Raw genomic sequence first — 17,293 nt, forward strand, 5'->3', positions numbered from 1 at the left:
TGACCTCAGCTCGCCTTGGCCTGCTGCGGCAGGTTGCGCTGGATGATGGCGTGGATCGCATCATCGGCGCTGTGCAGCTGCTTGGCGTAGACGTCGGTGTCGAACACCTGGCCCTTGGCGGCCTGGGTCGGCAGCACCGTGCCCTTCTGGTCGCGCAGGCTCACTTCGGCCTTGATCGACAGACCGATGCGCAGCGGGTGTTCGGCCAGCTGCTTGGCGTCGATGGCGATGCGCACCGGCACGCGCTGCACGATCTTGATCCAGTTGCCGCTGGCATTCTGCGCAGGCAGCAGCGAGAACGCCGAACCGGTGCCCAGGCCCAGGCTGTCGATGCGGCCCTTGTAGGTCACATCACCACCGTACAGGTCCGAGCGCAGCTCCACTTCCTGGCCAAGGCGCATGTGGCGCAGCTGGGTTTCCTTGAAGTTGGCTTCCACCCACATCTGTTCGGTCGGCACCACGGCCATCAGGGCGTTGCCCGGCTGAACGCGCTGGCCAACCTGCACCGAACGACGGGCAACATAGCCCGACACCGGCGCGACGATACCGGCGCGGGCATTGTTGAGGTACGCCTGGCGCAGCTGCGCGGCGGCGGCCTGCACGTCCGGCTGGGTGGCAATCACGGTGTCATCGACCAGCGCGTTGTTGCGCTCGAAGGTTTCGCGCGACCCGGCCACGGCCGCTTCGGCGGCAGCCAGCTCATCACGCGCGTGGGCCAGTTCTTCGTTGGAGATCGCACCGCTGGCGGCCAGGCCCTTGCGGCGGTTGAAGTCGTCGCGGACGCGCTTCAGGGTCACCTGGCGGGCATTCAATTCCGCCTGTGCACCTTCCACGCTGCGGTACAGGCCGCGGGTCTGGCGCACGGTCTTGGCCAGGTTGGCTTCGGCCTGCTGCAGCGCCACTTCGGTGTCGGCCGGGTCCAGCTGCACCAGCAGCTGCCCACGCTCCACGCGCATGCCGTCATCGGCATTGATCGCCACCACGGTACCGGTCACCAGCGGGGTGATCTGGACCTGGTTGCCCTGCACGTAGGCGTCGTCGGTGTCTTCGAACCAGCGGCCGAACATGAAGTACCACAGCGCCAGCGCCGCCAGCAGCAGCACCACGATGACCAACAGGCCGCGCAGCAGCTTGCCGCGACGGGACGGAGCTGCCGGGGCGGCAGCGGGAGCGGATGTCTGGCTCATGGGATGTGTCTCAGGAATGCGTGGAATCAGGGGCGGTGGCGAGCGTGGCGGTGTCGCCGGACGGGGTGAACCCACCGCCCAGCGACTGGCTCAGCCGCACCGAAACAAGGATCTGCCGGGACTGCAGTTCGGCCAGCCGCTGCTGGGACACCAGCAACTGCTCTTCGACCACCAGAACCTCCAGGTAGCTGCCGATGCCGGCGCGGTAGCGCTGCTCGGCCAGGTCATGCGCTGCGCGGGCGGTATCCACCGCCTGCTGCTGCGCGGCGGCCTGGCTGGCCAGCGAGCGCACCGCGTTGACCTGGTCGGCCACATCGCGCAATGCGTTCACCACCGACTGGTTGTAGTCGGCCACGGCCAGGTCGTACTGGGCGTCGGTCTTGTCCAGGTTGGCGCGCAGGCGGCCGCCATCGAAGATCGGCAGGCTCAGCGCCGGGCCGAGGAAGGCGAAGGTGGAGCCGCTCTTGAGCAGCTGGTCCACTTCACTGGACACCACCCCGCCCAGCGCGGTCAGGTTGAGGCTGGGATAGAACTGGGCCTTCGCGGCGTGAATCTCGCGATGGGCCGCTTCCACGCGCCAGCGCGCGGCCACGATATCCGGGCGGCGGCCCAGCAGCGCGCTCGGCAACACGCCGGGCAGCTGCAGGGCCAGCGGATTGAGCACCTGCGGGCGCTCGATCTGCAGGCCGCGGTCCGGGCCCTGCCCGACCAGCGCAGCCAGCGCGGTGCGGGCCTCGTCGATCTGCTGCTGGGCGGCCTGTTGCTGCTGCTGCGCGGCCGGAATGCGCGCTTCGGCCTGGCGGGTCTGCAGGTCACTGTCGATCCCGGCACGGCGGCGCTGGGCGGTCAGGTCCAGGGTCTTCTGCGAGCGCGCCAGCTCTTCGCTGGCCACGTCGTGCAGCGTGTAGGCATAGCCCAGCTGCGCATACGCCTCGGCGATAGCCGCCGACAGGTTCAGGCGTGCGGCCTGCGCGTCCACTTCGGCGGCATGGCCACTGTCCACGGCCGCTTCCCAGGCGGCGCGCTTGCCGCCCCACAGGTCGATGCCGTAGCTGAAGCTGAGGTAGGCCTGGCCGCTGCCGGCATAGCTGCCACCGAGCTCGTCGCCGACCATCGATTCGGGCAGGCGCACGCCGGTGTAGCCACCGGAGGCGGACACGCTGGGCAGGCGCTCGGCGTGGGCGGTACCGATCCGGGCGCGGGCCTGGCGCAGGCGCGCATCGGCCGCGTCCAGGCCCGGGTTGCGCTGCAGGCCTTCGGCGATCAGGGCGTCCAGCTGCGGGTCGCCCAGCGCGCGCCACCAGTCGGCGGCCGGCCAGCCGGGCTGGCTCAGGCCGGCGGCAGACAGGGTGCGCTGGGTCTGCAGGCTGTCGGCATCCAGCAGCGTGGCCTGCGGCTGCAGGCCGCGGCTGCTGGCACAGGCGGCCAGCGCCAGCGCAAGCACCGATACCAGCACCGGGCGCAGCGGACGCAGCGAAGAAGTGCGATCAAGGGAGGAGGTCATGGCGTAATCAACGAGTCACGTACACGGGTCATGAGGGAAAGCAGCTGGGCGCGCTCGTCGGTGGACAGGTCGCGCATGGCGTCATCGATGGTCTGGTCGCCGCGCTGCTTCAGCCGGGCCCACAACTGGCGGCCTTCATCGGTCAGTACGATCTGCAACGCCCGCCGGTCCTGGGCATGCGGCTCGCGCCGCACGCAGCCCATGGCTTCCAGCTTGTCCAGCAGGCGGGTCACCGCGCTGGGCACCTGGTCCAGGGCCTGGGCCAACTCGTTGGCGGTACACGGGGCCTTGGCCGCGAGCACCTTCAATCCGAGGTAGTGGGTGAAACCAATGCCAAGGTTTTCCTCGGCCATCGACGTGTCGAGCTGACGGACAAGGCCGTCGCGCACCTGGCGCAACAGCAGCCCGAAGCTGGGAGGAGTGGTTTCAGGGCAGATCATCATGGGGCGGCACTTTACTTCCAGAAAATATATTTCTCAATGGAAATATTCAATCTGGAACCAAATGCTGTGTTGCAACAACCGGAACAATGCGGGGATGGCTACCTTAATGGCCGCTTCAGCTGGCCGGGTATTACAATTTGGACAATGGATAACACATTCAGGCCAGACCCGGCCTCAGCCGCCACCCAGATGATCCGCAACGAGGTGCTCGACTGGTTCGAGCGCGACGATGGGCTGGGCGTGCTGGGCTTCCAGGTCGACAGCCCGCGCGGGCTGGAGCGCGAGATCGACTGGCACCAGCACCACCGCGCCCAGTTGATCTGCGTGGAGGCCGGCCTGCTCAACACCCGCACCCGCCACGGCAACTGGTCGCTGCCGCCCGGCTGCGCCGGCTGGATGCCGCCCGGCGAGCCGCACACGGTGGACATCTCCGGGCCGCTGCGCGGCTGGGGCCTGATCATCAGCCCGGCGCTGGCCCACGACCTGCCGAGCGAACCTTGCGTGGTGGCCATCTCCGACCTGCTGCAGGCCCTGGCCATGCGGGTGACCCGCTGGACGCCCGCTGCGGCGGCCGACCTGCGCCAGCAGCACATGATCGAGGTGCTGCTGGACGAAATCCGCAACGCGCCGCGCCAGCGCATGCACCTGCCGATGCCACAGGACCGGCGCCTGCTGCGGATCGCCTCGCAGCTGATCGCCGACCCGGCCGACGGCCGCAGCCTGGAACAGTGGGCGCAGTGGGCCGGGTTGTCACCGCGCACCCTCACCCGCCACTTCCGCGACGAAACCACACTCAGCTTCGCCCAGTGGCGCCAGCAGGCCCGCCTGGCCGACGGCCTGCGCCGCTTGTCCGACGGCTACAGCGTGTCCGATATCGCCCACGAGCTGGGCTTCAGCAGCCCCAGCGCGTTCGTTACCGTGTTCCGCCGGCACTTCGGATGCCCGCCCGGGCGCTACCTGGCGCGCAGCGGCCAGCCCCTGAATCCAACACGCGGCTTGGCATCCCCGGCCGCATCCGGATAATCGACCGCCTGCGAGGGCGACAGCCGTCGCCGTCCCTTGCCACAGGTAACAATCCCGCATGACCGATCTTGCCCGCCCCGCCTTCCACGGCTTTGAACAGCTGCCCCTGCGCGAGTACGCCGAACGGGCGTACCTGGACTATTCGATGTACGTGGTGCTCGATCGCGCACTGCCGTTCATCGGCGACGGCCTGAAGCCGGTGCAGCGCCGCATCATCTATTCGATGAGCGAGCTGGGCCTGAATGCCGCCTCCAAGCCGAAGAAGTCCGCGCGTACCGTGGGTGATGTGATCGGTAAGTACCACCCGCATGGCGACAGCGCGTGCTACGAGGCGCTGGTGCTGATGGCCCAGCCGTTCTCCTACCGCTACCCGCTGATCGAAGGCCAGGGCAACTTCGGTTCCACCGACGATCCCAAGTCGTTCGCGGCGATGCGCTACACCGAATCCAAGCTGACCCCGATCGCCGAGGTGCTGCTGGGCGAAATCAACCAGGGCACCACCGACTGGACCCCGAACTTCGACGGCACCCTGGAAGAGCCGACCTGGATGCCGGCGCGCCTGCCGCACCTGCTGCTCAACGGCACCACCGGCATCGCCGTGGGCATGGCCACCGACGTGCCGCCGCACAACCTCAACGAGATCGTCAGCGCGCTGCTGCACCTGCTGGACGATCCGGACGCGACCGTTGCCGACCTGTGCGAGCACGTCAAGGGCCCGGACTACCCCAGCTTCGCCGAGATCATCACCGCGCCGGCCGACCTGCGGAACATGTACGAAACCGGCTACGGCAGCGTGCGTGCGCGCGCGACGTACTTCAAGGAATCGACCAACATCGTCATCAACGCGCTGCCCTTCCAGGTATCGCCGTCGAAGGTGATCGAGCAGATCGCCGCGCAGATGCGCGCCAAGAAGCTGCCGTGGCTGGAAGACATCCGCGATGAGTCCGACCATGCCAACCCGGTGCGGGTGGTGCTGGTGCCGCGCTCCAACCGCGTCGATGCCGACCAGCTGATGGGCCACCTGTTCGCCACCACCGACCTGGAGCGCAGCTACCGGGTCAACCTCAACGTGATCGGCCTGGACGGGCGTCCGCAGGTGAAGAACCTGAAGATGCTGCTCAGCGAATGGCTGCAGTTCCGCGCCACCACCGTCACCCGCCGCCTCACCCACCGCCTGCAGAAGGTCGAGCGCCGCCTGCACCTGTTGGACGGTTTGCTGGTGGCCTTCCTCAACCTGGATGAAGTGATCCGCATCATCCGCACCGAGGACGAGGCCAAGCCGGCGCTGATCGCGCGCTTCAGCCTGAGCGAGGAACAGGCCGAATACATCCTGGACACCCGCCTGAAGCAGCTGGCCCGCCTGGAAGAAATGAAGATCCGCGGCGAGCAGGACGAGCTGGCCAAGGAGCGCGACAAGATCCTGGGCATCCTGGACAGCAAGGCCAAGCTGAAGAAGCTGATCCGCGACGAACTGACGGCCGATGCCAAGAAGTTCGGCGATGACCGTCGCTCGCCGCTGGTGCAGCGCGGTGCGGCCCAGGCCATCGACGAAACCGAGCTGGTGCCGAGCGAGCCGATGACCGTGGTGCTGTCGGAGAAGGGCTGGATCCGCGCGGCCAAGGGCCACGACATGGACCCGTCCACGCTGTCCTACCGCGACGGCGATGCCCTGCTGGGCTCGGTGCGGGCGCGCAGTACCCAGCAGGTCGCGTTCCTGGACAGCGAGGGCCGTGCGTACTCCACGCTGATCCACACCCTGCCCTCGGCCCGTGGCAACGGCGAACCGCTGACCGGCCGCTTCTCGCCGGCCGCCGGCAGCCAGTTCCTGACCCTGGCCAGTGGGGAAAACAACACCCGCTTCGTGCTGGCCTCCAGCCACGGCTACGGCTTCGTGACCCGCTTCGAGAACCTGACCGGGCGCAACAAGGCCGGCAAGGCGATGCTCAACCTGACCTCCGGCTCCAAGGTGCTGACCCCGGCCGTGGTGGCCAACCCGGAAACCGATCGCATCGTGGCGGTGACCAGCTCGGGCAACCTGCTGGCGATCGCCGCCGGCGACCTGCCGGAACTGGACAAGGGCAAGGGCAACAAGATCATCGACATCCCCAAGGCCAAGCTCGCCACCGAGCGCGTGGTCGCCGTGGTGTCGGTGGGCCCGGGCAACACCCTGCTGGTACGCAGCGGCACGCGCACCATGAACCTGTCCTTCAAGGACCTGGAAACCTACCTGGGCACGCGCGCCACGCGTGGCCACCTGCTGCCGCGTGGCTGGCAGAAGGTGGAAGGGCTGGCGGTGGAGTAACCGCAAGCAACCCGCGCAGATGAAAAAACGGCCGGGGAAACCCGGCCGTTTGCGTTCCCACACAGCCCCCGCACGTAGAGCCGACCGTTGGTCGGCTGCACGATCCCCGTAGAGCCGGGCTCTGCCCGGCTGCATCCGCCGCGCGTTGCACGGTTGCCGGGCAGAGCCCGGCACTACGCAGTGCCCCAAAAAACGAAAAAGCCGGGAAATCCCCGGCTTTTTCGTTCGTCGCTGGCTGGCGGATGCTGGCGGGCGGACGATGGCTTCTGCAGCGTGCTGGCGAAGGCTGGCTGGCGAGCAGAACCCGATGACGGGTCGGTGGATCGTCACGCGTCCAGGACACCGTCTGGAGAAACAGCCCCCTTGGAGTCCAAGGGGGCGCGCCGACAGGCGCGGGGATGTGGAAGGTGATACGCCGGGGCCCGCGATGTGCGCGGCACATCGTGGGGCTGATGCGCGTATGCGCGTCAGTGACCGGACGTACCCTTCGCATCCATCTTGCTGGTCTGGTACAGCGCCAGCCCGATCCGCTTGATCAGGCCCAGCTGCTGTTCCAGCCACCAGGCATGGTCTTCTTCGGTGTCCTTCAACTGCACCAGCAGCATGTCGCGACTCACGAAGTCCTGGTGCTGCTCGCACAGCTTCATGCCGGCAGCCAGGTTGTTGCGCACGCTGTATTCGGTGTCCAGGTCCTTCTGCAGCATCTCCTCCACGGTCACACCCGGCTCGAAGCCATGCGGACGCATGTCCGGGGTGCCACCGAGGAACAGGATCCGGCGCAGCAGCGCATCGGCGTGCTGGGTCTCTTCTTCCATCTCGTGGTTGAGGCGCTCGTACAGCGCCATCAGGCCCTGGTCTTCGTAGCGGCGCGAATGGATGAAGTACTGGTCACGCGCAGCCAGTTCGCCGCGCAGCAGTTCCTTCAGGCACGCGATGACGTCCGGATTGCCTTTCATGTGGGGGTGCTCCTGATGAATCAATGCGCGCATGGTGCCCCATCCAGAATTCCAATGATCTAATCGGAATCAGTTGCAGTTGCGCTTGCAGCGGCGTCCACGTGACGTTCACAGCCCCTACAATCCAACGCATACCACCATCGGGGGATGCTGCATGCGTCGTTGGCTTACGCGGTTGCTGTGGGTGTCGCTGGTGTTCGGCGTCGTGCTCATCGCCACCCTGTGGTGGCTGCTGCGCGGCAGCCTGGCGCACCTGGACGGCACGCTGCCGGTGGATGGCCTGCAGGCACCGGCCAGCATCAGCCGCGATGCGCGCGGGGTGGTCACCATCGACGCGGCCAGCCAGGCCGATGCGATGCGGGCGCTGGGGCTGGTGCATGCCCAGGAACGCTACTTCGAGATGGACCTGATGCGGCGCAGCGCCGCCGGGGAGCTGGCCGAACTGTTTGGCCCGGCCGCCGTGCCGGTCGACCAGCGCATGCGCGTGCATCGCCTGCGCGCCCGCACCCACGCCAACCTTGCGGCGGCCGTCGGCACCGATCCCCTGCCCCTGCAGGCCTACGTGGCCGGGGTCAACCAGGGCCTGACCGACCTGCGGGTGCGGCCCTGGCCCTACCTGCTGCTGCGCCAGCGGCCCACCCCCTGGCTGGCCGAGGACAGCGTGCTGACCGGGCTGGCGATGTACGCCGACCTGCAGGACCCCAGCAACCAGACCGAACTGGCCATGGCGCGCATCCGCGCGGTGGTGCCGCCCGCGCTGTACGCCCTGCTCAGCCACGACGGCAGCGAGTGGGATGCACCGCTGTTCGGCGCGCCACGCGGCAATGCGGTGCTGCCGGGACCGGACGCGCTGGATCTGCGCGCGCCCGCTCCCGCGCACTCGGCCAGCGCCGCCGGGCACGCCGACCCGGACGTGCACGGCAGCAACAACTTCGCCGTGGCCGGCGCGCTTACCGCCGATGGCCGCGCGATCCTGGCCGATGACATGCACCTGGGGCTGCGCGCACCGGCCCTGTGGTTCCGGGTGCGGCTGCGCTACCCCGACGCCCAGGCGCCGGGCGGCACGGTCGACGTGAGCGGCTTCTCGCTGCCCGGGCTGCCCGCGATCGTGGTGGGCAGCAATGGCCACGTCGCATGGGGCTTCACCAACAGCTACATCGACAACGCCGATTACGTCCACGTGCCGGCACATGCGCCCGGCACCCTCGACGGCATCACCACCCACACCGAGCGCATCCGTGTGGCCGGGCAGCCGGACACCATGCTGCGCGTGCGCGAGACGGCCTGGGGCCCGATCCTGCACGAGCGTCCCGACGGCAGTGGAGAGGCACTGCGCTGGACCGCACAGCTGCCCGGCGCGGTGCGCCTGGACTTCGCCGACATGGCGCGGGCGGCCACCCTGGACGACGCACTGCAGATCGCCGACCGCGCCGGCATCCCGACCCAGAACCTGCTGCTGGCCGACCGCCAGGGCCGCATCGCCTGGCGACTGATCGGCGCTCGCCCGGACCGCAGCGCGGACTGCCCGCCGGCGGGCGCGGCCACGCCGGTAGCCGCGCACTGCGCGCCCTGGCCGATCCGCAGCGACGCCTCGCCGGCGCTGATCGACCCAGCCAACCACCGTTTGTGGACTGCCAACGGCCGCGTGCTCGATGGCAGCGCGCTGGCGGTGGCGGGCAACGGCGGCTATGACGTGGGCGCGCGTGGGCAGCAGATCCGCGATGGCCTGTTGGCGAAGGAACGCTTCAACGAACGCGACCTGCTGGCCATCCAGCTCGACGACCGCGCCGTGTTCCTGCAGCGCTGGTGGACGCTGCTGCGGCAGGTGGTCGAACACAGCGACGACCCGGCGCTGCAGCGACTGGAGCGGGCCAGCCGGCACTGGGACGGGCGCGCCGCCGCCGATTCGGTGAGCTACCGGATCACGCGCGGCTTCCGCGGCATGGTGCTGGACAGCGTATCGGCGGGCCTGCTGGCACCGGCGAAGCAGCGCCTGGGCGATGCCTACCTGGAGCCGCGCCTGGCGCAGATCGAAGGCGTGCTGTGGCCGCTGGTCAACGAACGCCCCGCGCACCTGCTGCCACCGCCGTATGCCAGTTGGGACGCGCTGCTGGCCGACGCCGCCCGGCGCCTGGAGGCCGACCTGGCCGCGCAGGGACCCACCCTCGCCGAGCGCAGCTGGGGCGAGCGCAACACCGCGGCGATCTGCCACCCGGTCAGCCGCGCCCTGCCCGCCTTCGCCCGGTCGTGGCTGTGCATGCCGGCCGACCGCCTGCCCGGCGACCGCGACATGCCGCGCGTGCAGGGCCCGGCGTTTGGCGCCTCGCAGCGCATGGTGGTGTCGCCCGGGCATGAAGCCGACGGCATCATCCACATGCCCGGCGGCCAGAGCGGGCACCCGCTGTCACCGTTCTGGGGCGCGGGGCACCAGGACTGGGTCAACGGCACACCGACACCGTTCCTGCCCGGTGCGACGGTGCATACGCTCCGGTTGGTGCCGACGCGGGAATGATGGGTTGCCGGACGGTGATGAAGCAGCCGACCAACGGTCGGCTCTACCGCGATATGGCCCGGTAGGTACCGACCGTTGGTCGGTACACCCCACCCGACCATCCCGACGGTTGGTCGACACACCCCACCGGTAGGTACCGACCGTTGGTCGGTACACCCCACCCGACCATCCCGACGGTTACCCGACACACCCCACCGGTAGGTACCGACCGTTGGTCGGTACACCCCACCCGACCATCCCGACGGTTACCCGACACCCCCCCCCGGTAGGTACCGACCGTTGGTCGGTACACCCCACCCGACCACGCCGACGGTTACCCGACACGCCCCACCGGTAGGTACCGACCGTTGGTCGGTACACCGCCGAATTCAACGTCGGCAACGTTCGATCAGGCCCAACAACGGCCCCGTCATCGCCGTGGTCACCAGCGCCATGATCACCAGCACCGCGAACAGGCGGTCGCCCAGGAAGCCCAGTTCGTAGCCCAGGTTGAGCACGATCAACTCCATCAGGCCGCGGGTGTTCATCAACGCGCCCAGCTTCCACGCCTCGTGGTTGCCCATGCCGGCGCTGCGCGCCGCGCTCCACGTACCGAACAGCTTGCCCACCGTGGCCACGCCGATCACCACCACGCACAGCAGCAGGTCGCTGGCCTGCAGGGCATCGGCACGCATGCGCAGGCCGGTCATGGCAAAGAACAACGGCAGCAGCAGCGTGACCGCGAATGGTTCGACTCTGGCTGCCACCGTATGCCGCAGGGTGGCGTTGCCCGACACCGCCACGCCAGCGGCGAATGCGCCAAACAGCGCATGGATGCCCAGCATTTCGGTGACCAGTGCGCAGCCCAAGGCCATCAGCAGCATCACCAGCAGCCAGCGGCCTTCCTGCCCGGCTGCAATCACCTGCCGCGAGAACCACGGCCGCACCAGGCCCAGCATCACCCCGACGAACACCACCACGCAGACCAGGTTGAGCGCGGCCGGCACCCAGCCCTGCGCCTGCGCGGCCGCCACGATCAGCGCCAGCAGGCACCACGCGGTGGCATCGCCGAGCGCGGCGCAGGCGATGGCGGTCTGGCCCAGCGGTGTGGCGGTCATGCCCCGGTCGGCGAGGATGCGCAGCAGCACCGGGAACGCGGTGATGCTCAATGAAATGCCCACGAACAACGCGAACCCGGTAAACCCGATCCCGCGGGGCGCGTGCGCACCGTACAGCCAGATCGCCAACGCCACGCCCAGTACGAACGGCACTGCGATGCCGGCATGGCTGACCACGAACGCAAACCGGCGGCGTCCGCGCAATCCGCCCAGGTCCAGTTCGGCCCCGGCCACCAGCAGGAACATCAGCACACCCAACTGGCTGAGCAGCCCCAGCGAGCCCAACGACGCGGCGGGGAACAGCGCGCCGTGCACCTGCGGCAACAGCGCCCCCAGCACCAGCGGGCCCATCATCAGCCCGGCGGCCATCTCGCCGATCACGCCCGGTTGGCCGAAGCGCCGAAACAGCCAGCCGGCGCCTTTGGCCACCAGCAGCAGCACCAGCAACTGCATCAGGAACAGGCCCAGCGGGGCATGCAGGTGCGCGGCCCACTCGGCGCCCAGCGACGATTGCGCCCGTTCCACCTGCACCGCCACGGTGGGGCCGGCATACCGCGCCAGGCCCAGGCCCACCAGCAACGGCAGCGCCACCCAGCCCAGGTAACGCCAGGCCAGCCCGCTACGGCGCATGCCGCCGGTGGTATCTGCTTCCATTCCCGATCCCCATCGATTGACGGAGCGATTCTACGGGCTGGCGGTGTTCCCGCCAGCCCTGCCGCATGGCATCAGGCCAGGGCCTGCTCGTGCACACCGGCCACCGCGCGCCCGGACGGATCGGCCATGCTGGCGAAGCTGGCGTCCCAGGCGATCGCAGCCGGCGAGGAGCACGCGATCGACTTGCCGCCCGGCACGGTTTCCGCCGCCGCCTGGGTCGGGAAGTACTGCTCGAACACGTGGCGGTAGTAGTAAGCCTCCTTGGTCTGCGGCGGGTTGTGCACGAAGCGCTTGTCGGCCGCGGCCATCACCCGGTCGCTGATCTGCGCTTCGGCATGCGCCTTCAGCCCGTCGATCCAGCCATAGCCGACGCCATCGCTGAACTGCTCCTTCTGCCGCCACAGGATCGACTCGGGCAGGTACCCTTCGAACGCTTCGCGCAGCACCGCTTTTTCGATCCGGCGGGCGCCCTGCGGCCCCTGCCCGACCATCTTGTGCTTGGCGTCGATACGCATCGCCACGTCGAGGAACTCACGGTCCAGGAACGGCACGCGCGGCTCCACGCCCCAGGCCATCATCGACTTGTTGGCGCGCAGGCAATCGTAGTTGTTGAGTGCATCGAGCTTGCGCACCAGTTCTTCGTGGAATTCGCGTGCGTTGGGCGCCTTGTGGAAATACAGGTAGCCGCCGAAGATCTCGTCGCTGCCCTCGCCGGACAGCACCATCTTCACCCCCATCGCCTTGATCCGACGCGCCAGCAGGAACATCGGCGTGGAGGCGCGAATGGTGGTGACGTCGTAGGTTTCCACGTGGCGGATCACCTCCGGCAGCGCGTCCAGGCCTTCTTCGAAGGTGTACTCGAAGCCGTGGTGCACGGTGCCCAGCGCCTCGGCGGCGATGGCCGCGGCGGCCAGGTCGGGCGAGCCCTTCAGGCCGATGGCGAACGAATGCAGGCGCGGCCACCACGCTTCGCTCTGGTCGCCATCCTCGATGCGATGCCGTGCGTAGCGCGCGGCGACCGCCGCCACCAGCGAGGAATCCAGCCCGCCGGACAGCAGCACGCCGTACGGCACGTCGGTCATCAACTGGCGATGCACCGCACGCTCGAAGGCTTCGCGCAGTTCCACCCGGTCGGCCTCCACCCCTTCCACCGCGTCGTAGTCACGCCACGGTCGCACGTAGTAGCGGGTAAGCGTATCGGTGGCGCTGTCGTACCAGTGGCCCGGCGGGAACTGCGCGGCATCGGCGCAGATGTCCACCAGCGACTTCAGTTCCGAGGCGACCACCAGGCGGCCGTCCTTGTCGTGGCCCCAGTACAGCGGCACCACGCCGATCGGATCACGCGCGATCAGCACCCGCTGCTGGTCGCGGTCCCACAGCGCGAAGGCGAAGATGCCGTTGAGGCGGTTGAGGAAGGAGGCCGGGCTGTCTTCGCGGTACAGCGCGTTGATGACTTCGCAGTCCGAGCCGGTCTGGAACGCGTAGGGCTGGGCCAGTTCGGCCTTCAGTTCGGTGTGGTTGTAGATCTCGCCGTTGACCGCCAGGGCCAGGCCGCCGTCCTGCGACAGCAGCGGCTGCGAGCCACCGGCGGGATCGACGATGGCCAGGCGTTCGTGGATCAGGATGGCGCCGGCATCGACGTACACCCCGCTCCAGTCCGGGCCGCGATGGCGCTGGCGCTGGGACAGGTCCAGCGCATGGCGGCGCAGGGCGGGAAGGTCGTCGCCCGCCTGCAGGCCGAAAATACCGAAGATCGAACACATGGGAACAGCTCCTGATGATGGGGGAATACACGTGATGCATGCGTTCGAGCGGCCATAAAAAAACCCGCATCGGACGATGCGGGTTTTCTGGAGTCCGGGCGTGTTGCTTGTACTAGCCCTGGTCGCAGTCCCGCATCGGCCGCGCACGATTATTCGCGCGCAGATTGCTGCGGTTGGTATTGGTGACGGCGGTGGCCAGGAACGAGGACATGGATCGACCGTAACCGGGTTTTGGCGGCCGTGCAACTGTTGCGATGGCAACCATGCGGCCGCGGGCAATGCAGGGGTACAGCCGACGGGGGCGATAATCACGCCCCCTCTGCACGACCCGGCTGGAATGACCCTTCGCATCGGACGCATCGCCCCCCGCGTGGGCGGCATCGCCCTCACCCTTGCCCTGGCCGCCTGCGCCAGCACGCCGTCACGCACCCCCGCTGCGCTGGTCCAGGCGGTGGAGGCCAAGGCCGCCGACGGCCGCTTCGACAGCGCCTGGGAGGCGGCCCGCACCTATGAACGGTTCAACGACCCGCGTGCCGTGGGCTGGTACGAGCGCGCCGCCACAGCCACGCCGTGGACGTTCCACAACCCGCAGGCCGAGGAGGCGCTGGGCCGGATCTGGACCGACGGCCAGCTGCTGCACGGTGACGGCCCGCACGTGGTCCAGGGCGCCGCGCTGCGCCCCTCGCCGCGCCGGGCCGAGCGCTGGTACCGCGCCGCCGCCGAGCACGGCAATCCGATGGCCATGTTGATGCTGGCCCGCTTCCACCGCGAGCGTGGCGAAGCCGCCAGCGCGTTGCGCTGGGACCTGCGCGCGACGATCTACAACCACATGTCCTCCGAATCGTCGCGGCTGCCGCAGGCCATCGCGCCGCAGGACGACGCACTGCACCCGCTCGTGCTGGACATCCAGAAGCGCGCCCGGCGCGGCGACGCCGACGCCCAGGTGGACCTGGGCACGCTGTATGAAACCGGGATGGGTGGCCTGCCCCGCGATGGCAACCAGGCGCTGCGGTGGTACCGGCAGGCAGGCGACCAGGGCAACGTCTACGGGCAGTACTTCAGCGGCCTGCTGCTCGGCCGCGGCCGCGCCGGCGTGACCCGCGACCTGGACGCCGCCGCCGGCTGGTTCGCCAGGGCCGAGGCGCAGCAGTTCTACCTGGCCGGCGAATCGTACTGGCGCGAGCGGATCAAACCGCCCTTCTGGACCTTCGATTGACGCCACCCGGTAATCGGCTGCACGTCCAACCAACCCGGTAGAGCCGACCGTTGGTCGGCTGCACGTGCCGGCATCAACGGCAGCCGACCAACGGTCGGCTCTACCCGCGGATTGGACGTCGGATTGAACGTCGGATTGAACGTCGGATTTCGCAGCGGATTGAACATCTGATCCAATATCGGATTGAACGTCGCATCACGCGCCGGGAAGCTTTGTACACACTCCGCACTCACCTTCAAGACTCCCACCCACGCCGCACATCACCCAGAATGGCCGCATGACCACCGCCATTTTCCGCGACGACACCATCACCCGCGCGCGCATGCAGACGATCATCGCCGCGCATCCGCGTGCCGCCGTCTTCGAGGGCTGCATCTTCGATCACGGCGATTTTTCGCGCCTGGACATGGACGGCTTCCAGTTCAACCATTGCTCGGTGGCCGGTGCGAACTGGCTGGCCGCGTCGCTGGAGGAAAGCCAGTGGCTGAAATGCCGTGGCGGGCAGTGCGACTTCAGTTCGGCGCTGCTCAGCGATGCGCGCTTCTCGCATTGTGATCTGAACAACAGTCACTGGCGCCGCGCCACCCTGTCCTCGGTGCAGTTCCACGACTGCAAGCTCACCGGCGCGCACCTGCAGGAAGTGACCGGCTGGGCACTGGAATTCCGTGATTGCCTGCTGGTCAGTGCCGACCTGCGCGGGCTTTCGTTCCGCAAGGCGGACCTGCAGGGGATGGATTTTTCCGATGCGGAGCTGTCCGGCTGTGATTTCCGCGATGCGGTATTCACCGGCGGCAGCCTGCGCAACGCACAGACCCGGCTGACCCGGTTCGAGGGCGCCGACCTGCGCGGCACCGACATCAGCGGGCTCAACGTGATGGACGCCAAGCTGTTCAAGAAGGCGGTGATTTCGCAGCAGCAGGCAGCCGCGGCGCTGGCCGCGTTCGGGTTGATCGTGGCGTAAGGGCGAACCGACCAACGGTCGGTTCCTACCTGATACGGTCGGCTCCTACCTGATACGGTCGGCTCCTACCTGATACGGTCGGTTCCTACCTGATACGGTCGGTTTCTGCCTGACGCGGTAGGCGCCGACCGTTGGTCGGCGCAGCACCTAAACCCGATAGTGCGGCGGTTGATTCAACCCGATGGCGTCAGGCGAGCAAACGCTCGATCAACCGCTGGTACAACGCCGGCAGCGCCTCCAGATCCGCGACGCGCACGTTCTCGTCGACCTGGTGGATGCTGGCATTGACCGGCCCCACTTCGATGCACTGCGCGCCCAGCGGCGCGATGAAGCGCGCGTCGGAGGTGCCGCCGCCGGTGCTTTCTTCCGGCGGTGCGCCGGCGAATTCGCCCAGCACCTCGCGCGCCACGCGGCGCAGGGTGCCTTCCGGGGTGTAGAACGGCTCGCCACTGCGATGCCACTTGAGCGTGTACTCGAGTGCATGACGCTCCAGCAGCGCAGCGATCTCCTGCTCCAACGCGGGCGCGTTCCAGTGCGGGTTGTAGCGCAGGTTGAACAGCACCTGCAGCTCCCCGGGAATCACATTATTGGCGCCGGTACCGGCATGAATGTTGGACACCTGCAGGCTGGTCGGCGGGAAGCTCTCGAAGCCATCGTCCCAATGCCGTGCGGTGAGTTCGGCCAGGGCCGCAGCGGCCAGATGGATCGGATTGCGCGCCTTGTCCGGATACGCCACATGGCCCTGCACACCCTTTACCGTCAGCGTGGCCGAGAGGCTGCCGCGGCGACCCACACGCAGCAGGTCGCCCAGCACCGCAGTGGAGGACGGCTCACCGGTGATGCACCAGTCGATGGCCTGGCCGCGTTCGCGGAAGATGTCGGCCACGCGACGCACACCGTCGATGGCATCGCCTTCCTCGTCGCTGGTCAGCAGCACCGCCAGCGTGCCGGGATGCTCGGGATGGGCGGCCACGAACTGCTCGGCGGCCACCACGAACGCGGCCACGCTGCCTTTCATGTCCGCCGCACCGCGCCCGTACAGCACGCCATCACGGATCTGCGGATCGAACGGATCGCTGGTCCAGGCCTCGACCGGCCCGGTCGGCACCACGTCGGTATGCCCGAGCAGCACCAGCACCGGCGCGCCCTGGCCATGGGTGGCCCACAGGTTGTCGACCTCGCCCAGGCGCAGGTGTTCGCAGTGGAAACCGGCCGCCGCCAGCCGCGCGGCCAGCAACGGCTGGCACCCGGCGTCGTCGGGGGTGACCGACCGCCGTGCGATCAGGTCGCAGGTCAGCGCAAGCACATCGCTCACGCGCCCACCCCGAACCGCTGCTTGAAGCCGTTGTCGGTGAAGCCCTGGGTCATCACGCCATCGGCGGTGACCACCACCGGGCGCTTGATCAACTGCGGGTGCTCGCGCAACAACAGTTTCCACTCGGCATCGGACGCGGCCGCCTTGCGGTTGTCCGGCAACTGCCGCCAGGTGGTCGACGATTTGTTGACCAGGGCAGCGAAGCCGCCGGCCTGCCCGGCCCAGTCGACCAGCGTTTCCGGTGTCGGCTTCGCTTCGCGGTAGTCGACAAACGCATACGGCACCGTGAAACGATCCAGCCACTTGGTGGCCTTCTTGCAGGTGTCGCAGTTCTTCAACCCATACACGGTGGTGGTCATG

13 protein-coding genes are annotated in these 17,293 nt (G+C 68.4%); 5 read left to right on the forward strand and 8 right to left on the reverse strand.

Annotated features, from left to right (window positions below):
• Positions 1-5: 5 nt before the first annotated feature.
• The 3 genes from emrA to AC1DCJ_RS02460 are packed head-to-tail and all read right to left on the reverse strand — an operon-like array spanning position 6 to position 3,131.
• Positions 6-1,187 carry a multidrug efflux MFS transporter periplasmic adaptor subunit EmrA gene (emrA, locus tag AC1DCJ_RS02450; RefSeq protein WP_137189015.1) on the reverse strand — a complete coding sequence of 394 codons (1,182 nt, stop codon included), beginning with the start codon at positions 1,185-1,187 and terminating at the stop codon, positions 6-8.
• A 10-nt stretch (positions 1,188-1,197) separates the two neighbouring features.
• Positions 1,198-2,691, reverse strand: a complete 1,494-nt coding sequence (locus AC1DCJ_RS02455; protein ID WP_141058790.1) for an efflux transporter outer membrane subunit — start codon at positions 2,689-2,691, stop codon at positions 1,198-1,200.
• Positions 2,688-3,131 (reverse strand): MarR family winged helix-turn-helix transcriptional regulator, encoded by a 444-nt coding sequence (locus tag AC1DCJ_RS02460; protein ID WP_038692375.1) that lies wholly within the window; start codon positions 3,129-3,131, stop codon positions 2,688-2,690. The genes AC1DCJ_RS02455 and AC1DCJ_RS02460 overlap by 4 nt, the downstream gene beginning before the upstream one ends.
• A gap of 147 nt (positions 3,132-3,278) precedes the next feature.
• Here AC1DCJ_RS02460 and AC1DCJ_RS02465 point away from each other — a divergent pair, with 147 nt between their 5' ends.
• Both AC1DCJ_RS02465 and parC read left to right on the forward strand, forming a co-directional pair.
• Positions 3,279-4,157 carry an AraC family transcriptional regulator gene (locus AC1DCJ_RS02465; protein WP_478069995.1) on the forward strand — a complete coding sequence of 293 codons (879 nt, stop codon included), beginning with the start codon at positions 3,279-3,281 and terminating at the stop codon, positions 4,155-4,157.
• Between the two features lie 58 nt (positions 4,158-4,215).
• Positions 4,216-6,459: a DNA topoisomerase IV subunit A gene (parC, locus tag AC1DCJ_RS02470; RefSeq protein WP_478069996.1), complete on the forward strand. Its 2,244-nt coding sequence runs from the start codon at positions 4,216-4,218 to the stop codon at positions 6,457-6,459.
• 467 nt (positions 6,460-6,926) lie between these two features.
• Here parC and bfr read toward each other — a convergent pair whose 3' ends face one another.
• Positions 6,927-7,415: a bacterioferritin gene (gene bfr / locus AC1DCJ_RS02475; protein WP_447592724.1), complete on the reverse strand. Its 489-nt coding sequence runs from the start codon at positions 7,413-7,415 to the stop codon at positions 6,927-6,929.
• Between the two features lie 154 nt (positions 7,416-7,569).
• On the opposite strand from bfr, the gene AC1DCJ_RS02480 reads away from it, so the two are divergent.
• Positions 7,570-9,927, forward strand: coding sequence for a penicillin acylase family protein (locus AC1DCJ_RS02480; protein WP_478069997.1), 2,358 nt, complete (start codon positions 7,570-7,572; stop codon positions 9,925-9,927).
• Positions 9,928-10,295: 368 nt separating this feature from the next.
• Here the strand turns inward: AC1DCJ_RS02480 and AC1DCJ_RS02485 are convergent, their stop codons facing one another.
• Positions 10,296-11,678, reverse strand: a complete 1,383-nt coding sequence (locus AC1DCJ_RS02485) for a cation:proton antiporter (RefSeq protein ID WP_478069998.1) — start codon at positions 11,676-11,678, stop codon at positions 10,296-10,298.
• A gap of 71 nt (positions 11,679-11,749) precedes the next feature.
• Complete coding sequence (gene asnB, locus AC1DCJ_RS02490) at positions 11,750-13,441, reverse strand: asparagine synthase B (protein WP_478069999.1); 1,692 nt, start codon at positions 13,439-13,441, stop codon at positions 11,750-11,752.
• Between the two features lie 337 nt (positions 13,442-13,778).
• Between asnB and AC1DCJ_RS02495 the strand changes: the two genes are divergently transcribed.
• Both AC1DCJ_RS02495 and AC1DCJ_RS02500 read left to right on the forward strand, forming a co-directional pair.
• A complete protein-coding gene (locus AC1DCJ_RS02495) occupies positions 13,779-14,657 on the forward strand; it encodes a tetratricopeptide repeat protein (RefSeq protein WP_478070000.1) in 879 nt (292 codons plus the stop codon).
• 277 nt (positions 14,658-14,934) lie between these two features.
• Positions 14,935-15,618, forward strand: coding sequence for a pentapeptide repeat-containing protein (locus AC1DCJ_RS02500; RefSeq protein WP_478070001.1), 684 nt, complete (start codon positions 14,935-14,937; stop codon positions 15,616-15,618).
• Between the two features lie 187 nt (positions 15,619-15,805).
• Here AC1DCJ_RS02500 and dapE read toward each other — a convergent pair whose 3' ends face one another.
• Together dapE and AC1DCJ_RS02510 are read right to left on the reverse strand one after the other, a co-directional pair.
• Positions 15,806-16,933 (reverse strand): succinyl-diaminopimelate desuccinylase, encoded by a 1,128-nt coding sequence (dapE, locus tag AC1DCJ_RS02505; protein ID WP_320488384.1) that lies wholly within the window; start codon positions 16,931-16,933, stop codon positions 15,806-15,808.
• On the reverse strand, positions 16,930-17,292 hold the full coding sequence (locus AC1DCJ_RS02510; RefSeq protein ID WP_137189006.1) for a Spx/MgsR family RNA polymerase-binding regulatory protein: 363 nt from the start codon (positions 17,290-17,292) through the stop codon (positions 16,930-16,932). The genes dapE and AC1DCJ_RS02510 overlap by 4 nt, the downstream gene beginning before the upstream one ends.
• Position 17,293 lies beyond the last annotated feature (1 nt).

Source organism: Stenotrophomonas sp. 10N36, from assembly GCF_056395005.1.

What these genes read in the sequence shown, in the direction of transcription:
- emrA (WP_137189015.1), bottom strand. Translation starts at nt 1,187, where the DNA reads ATGAGCCAGACATCCGCTCCCGCTGCCGCCCCGGCAGCTCCGTCCCGT.
- AC1DCJ_RS02455 (WP_141058790.1), bottom strand. Translation starts at nt 2,691, where the DNA reads ATGACCTCCTCCCTTGATCGCACTTCTTCGCTGCGTCCGCTGCGCCCG.
- AC1DCJ_RS02460 (WP_038692375.1), bottom strand. Translation starts at nt 3,131, where the DNA reads ATGATCTGCCCTGAAACCACTCCTCCCAGCTTCGGGCTGCTGTTGCGC.
- AC1DCJ_RS02465 (WP_478069995.1), top strand. Translation starts at nt 3,279, where the DNA reads ATGGATAACACATTCAGGCCAGACCCGGCCTCAGCCGCCACCCAGATG.
- parC (WP_478069996.1), top strand. Translation starts at nt 4,216, where the DNA reads ATGACCGATCTTGCCCGCCCCGCCTTCCACGGCTTTGAACAGCTGCCC.
- bfr (WP_447592724.1), bottom strand. Translation starts at nt 7,415, where the DNA reads ATGAAAGGCAATCCGGACGTCATCGCGTGCCTGAAGGAACTGCTGCGC.
- AC1DCJ_RS02480 (WP_478069997.1), top strand. Translation starts at nt 7,570, where the DNA reads ATGCGTCGTTGGCTTACGCGGTTGCTGTGGGTGTCGCTGGTGTTCGGC.
- AC1DCJ_RS02485 (WP_478069998.1), bottom strand. Translation starts at nt 11,678, where the DNA reads ATGGAAGCAGATACCACCGGCGGCATGCGCCGTAGCGGGCTGGCCTGG.
- asnB (WP_478069999.1), bottom strand. Translation starts at nt 13,441, where the DNA reads ATGTGTTCGATCTTCGGTATTTTCGGCCTGCAGGCGGGCGACGACCTT.
- AC1DCJ_RS02495 (WP_478070000.1), top strand. Translation starts at nt 13,779, where the DNA reads ATGACCCTTCGCATCGGACGCATCGCCCCCCGCGTGGGCGGCATCGCC.
- AC1DCJ_RS02500 (WP_478070001.1), top strand. Translation starts at nt 14,935, where the DNA reads ATGACCACCGCCATTTTCCGCGACGACACCATCACCCGCGCGCGCATG.
- AC1DCJ_RS02510 (WP_137189006.1), bottom strand. Translation starts at nt 17,292, where the DNA reads ATGACCACCACCGTGTATGGGTTGAAGAACTGCGACACCTGCAAGAAG.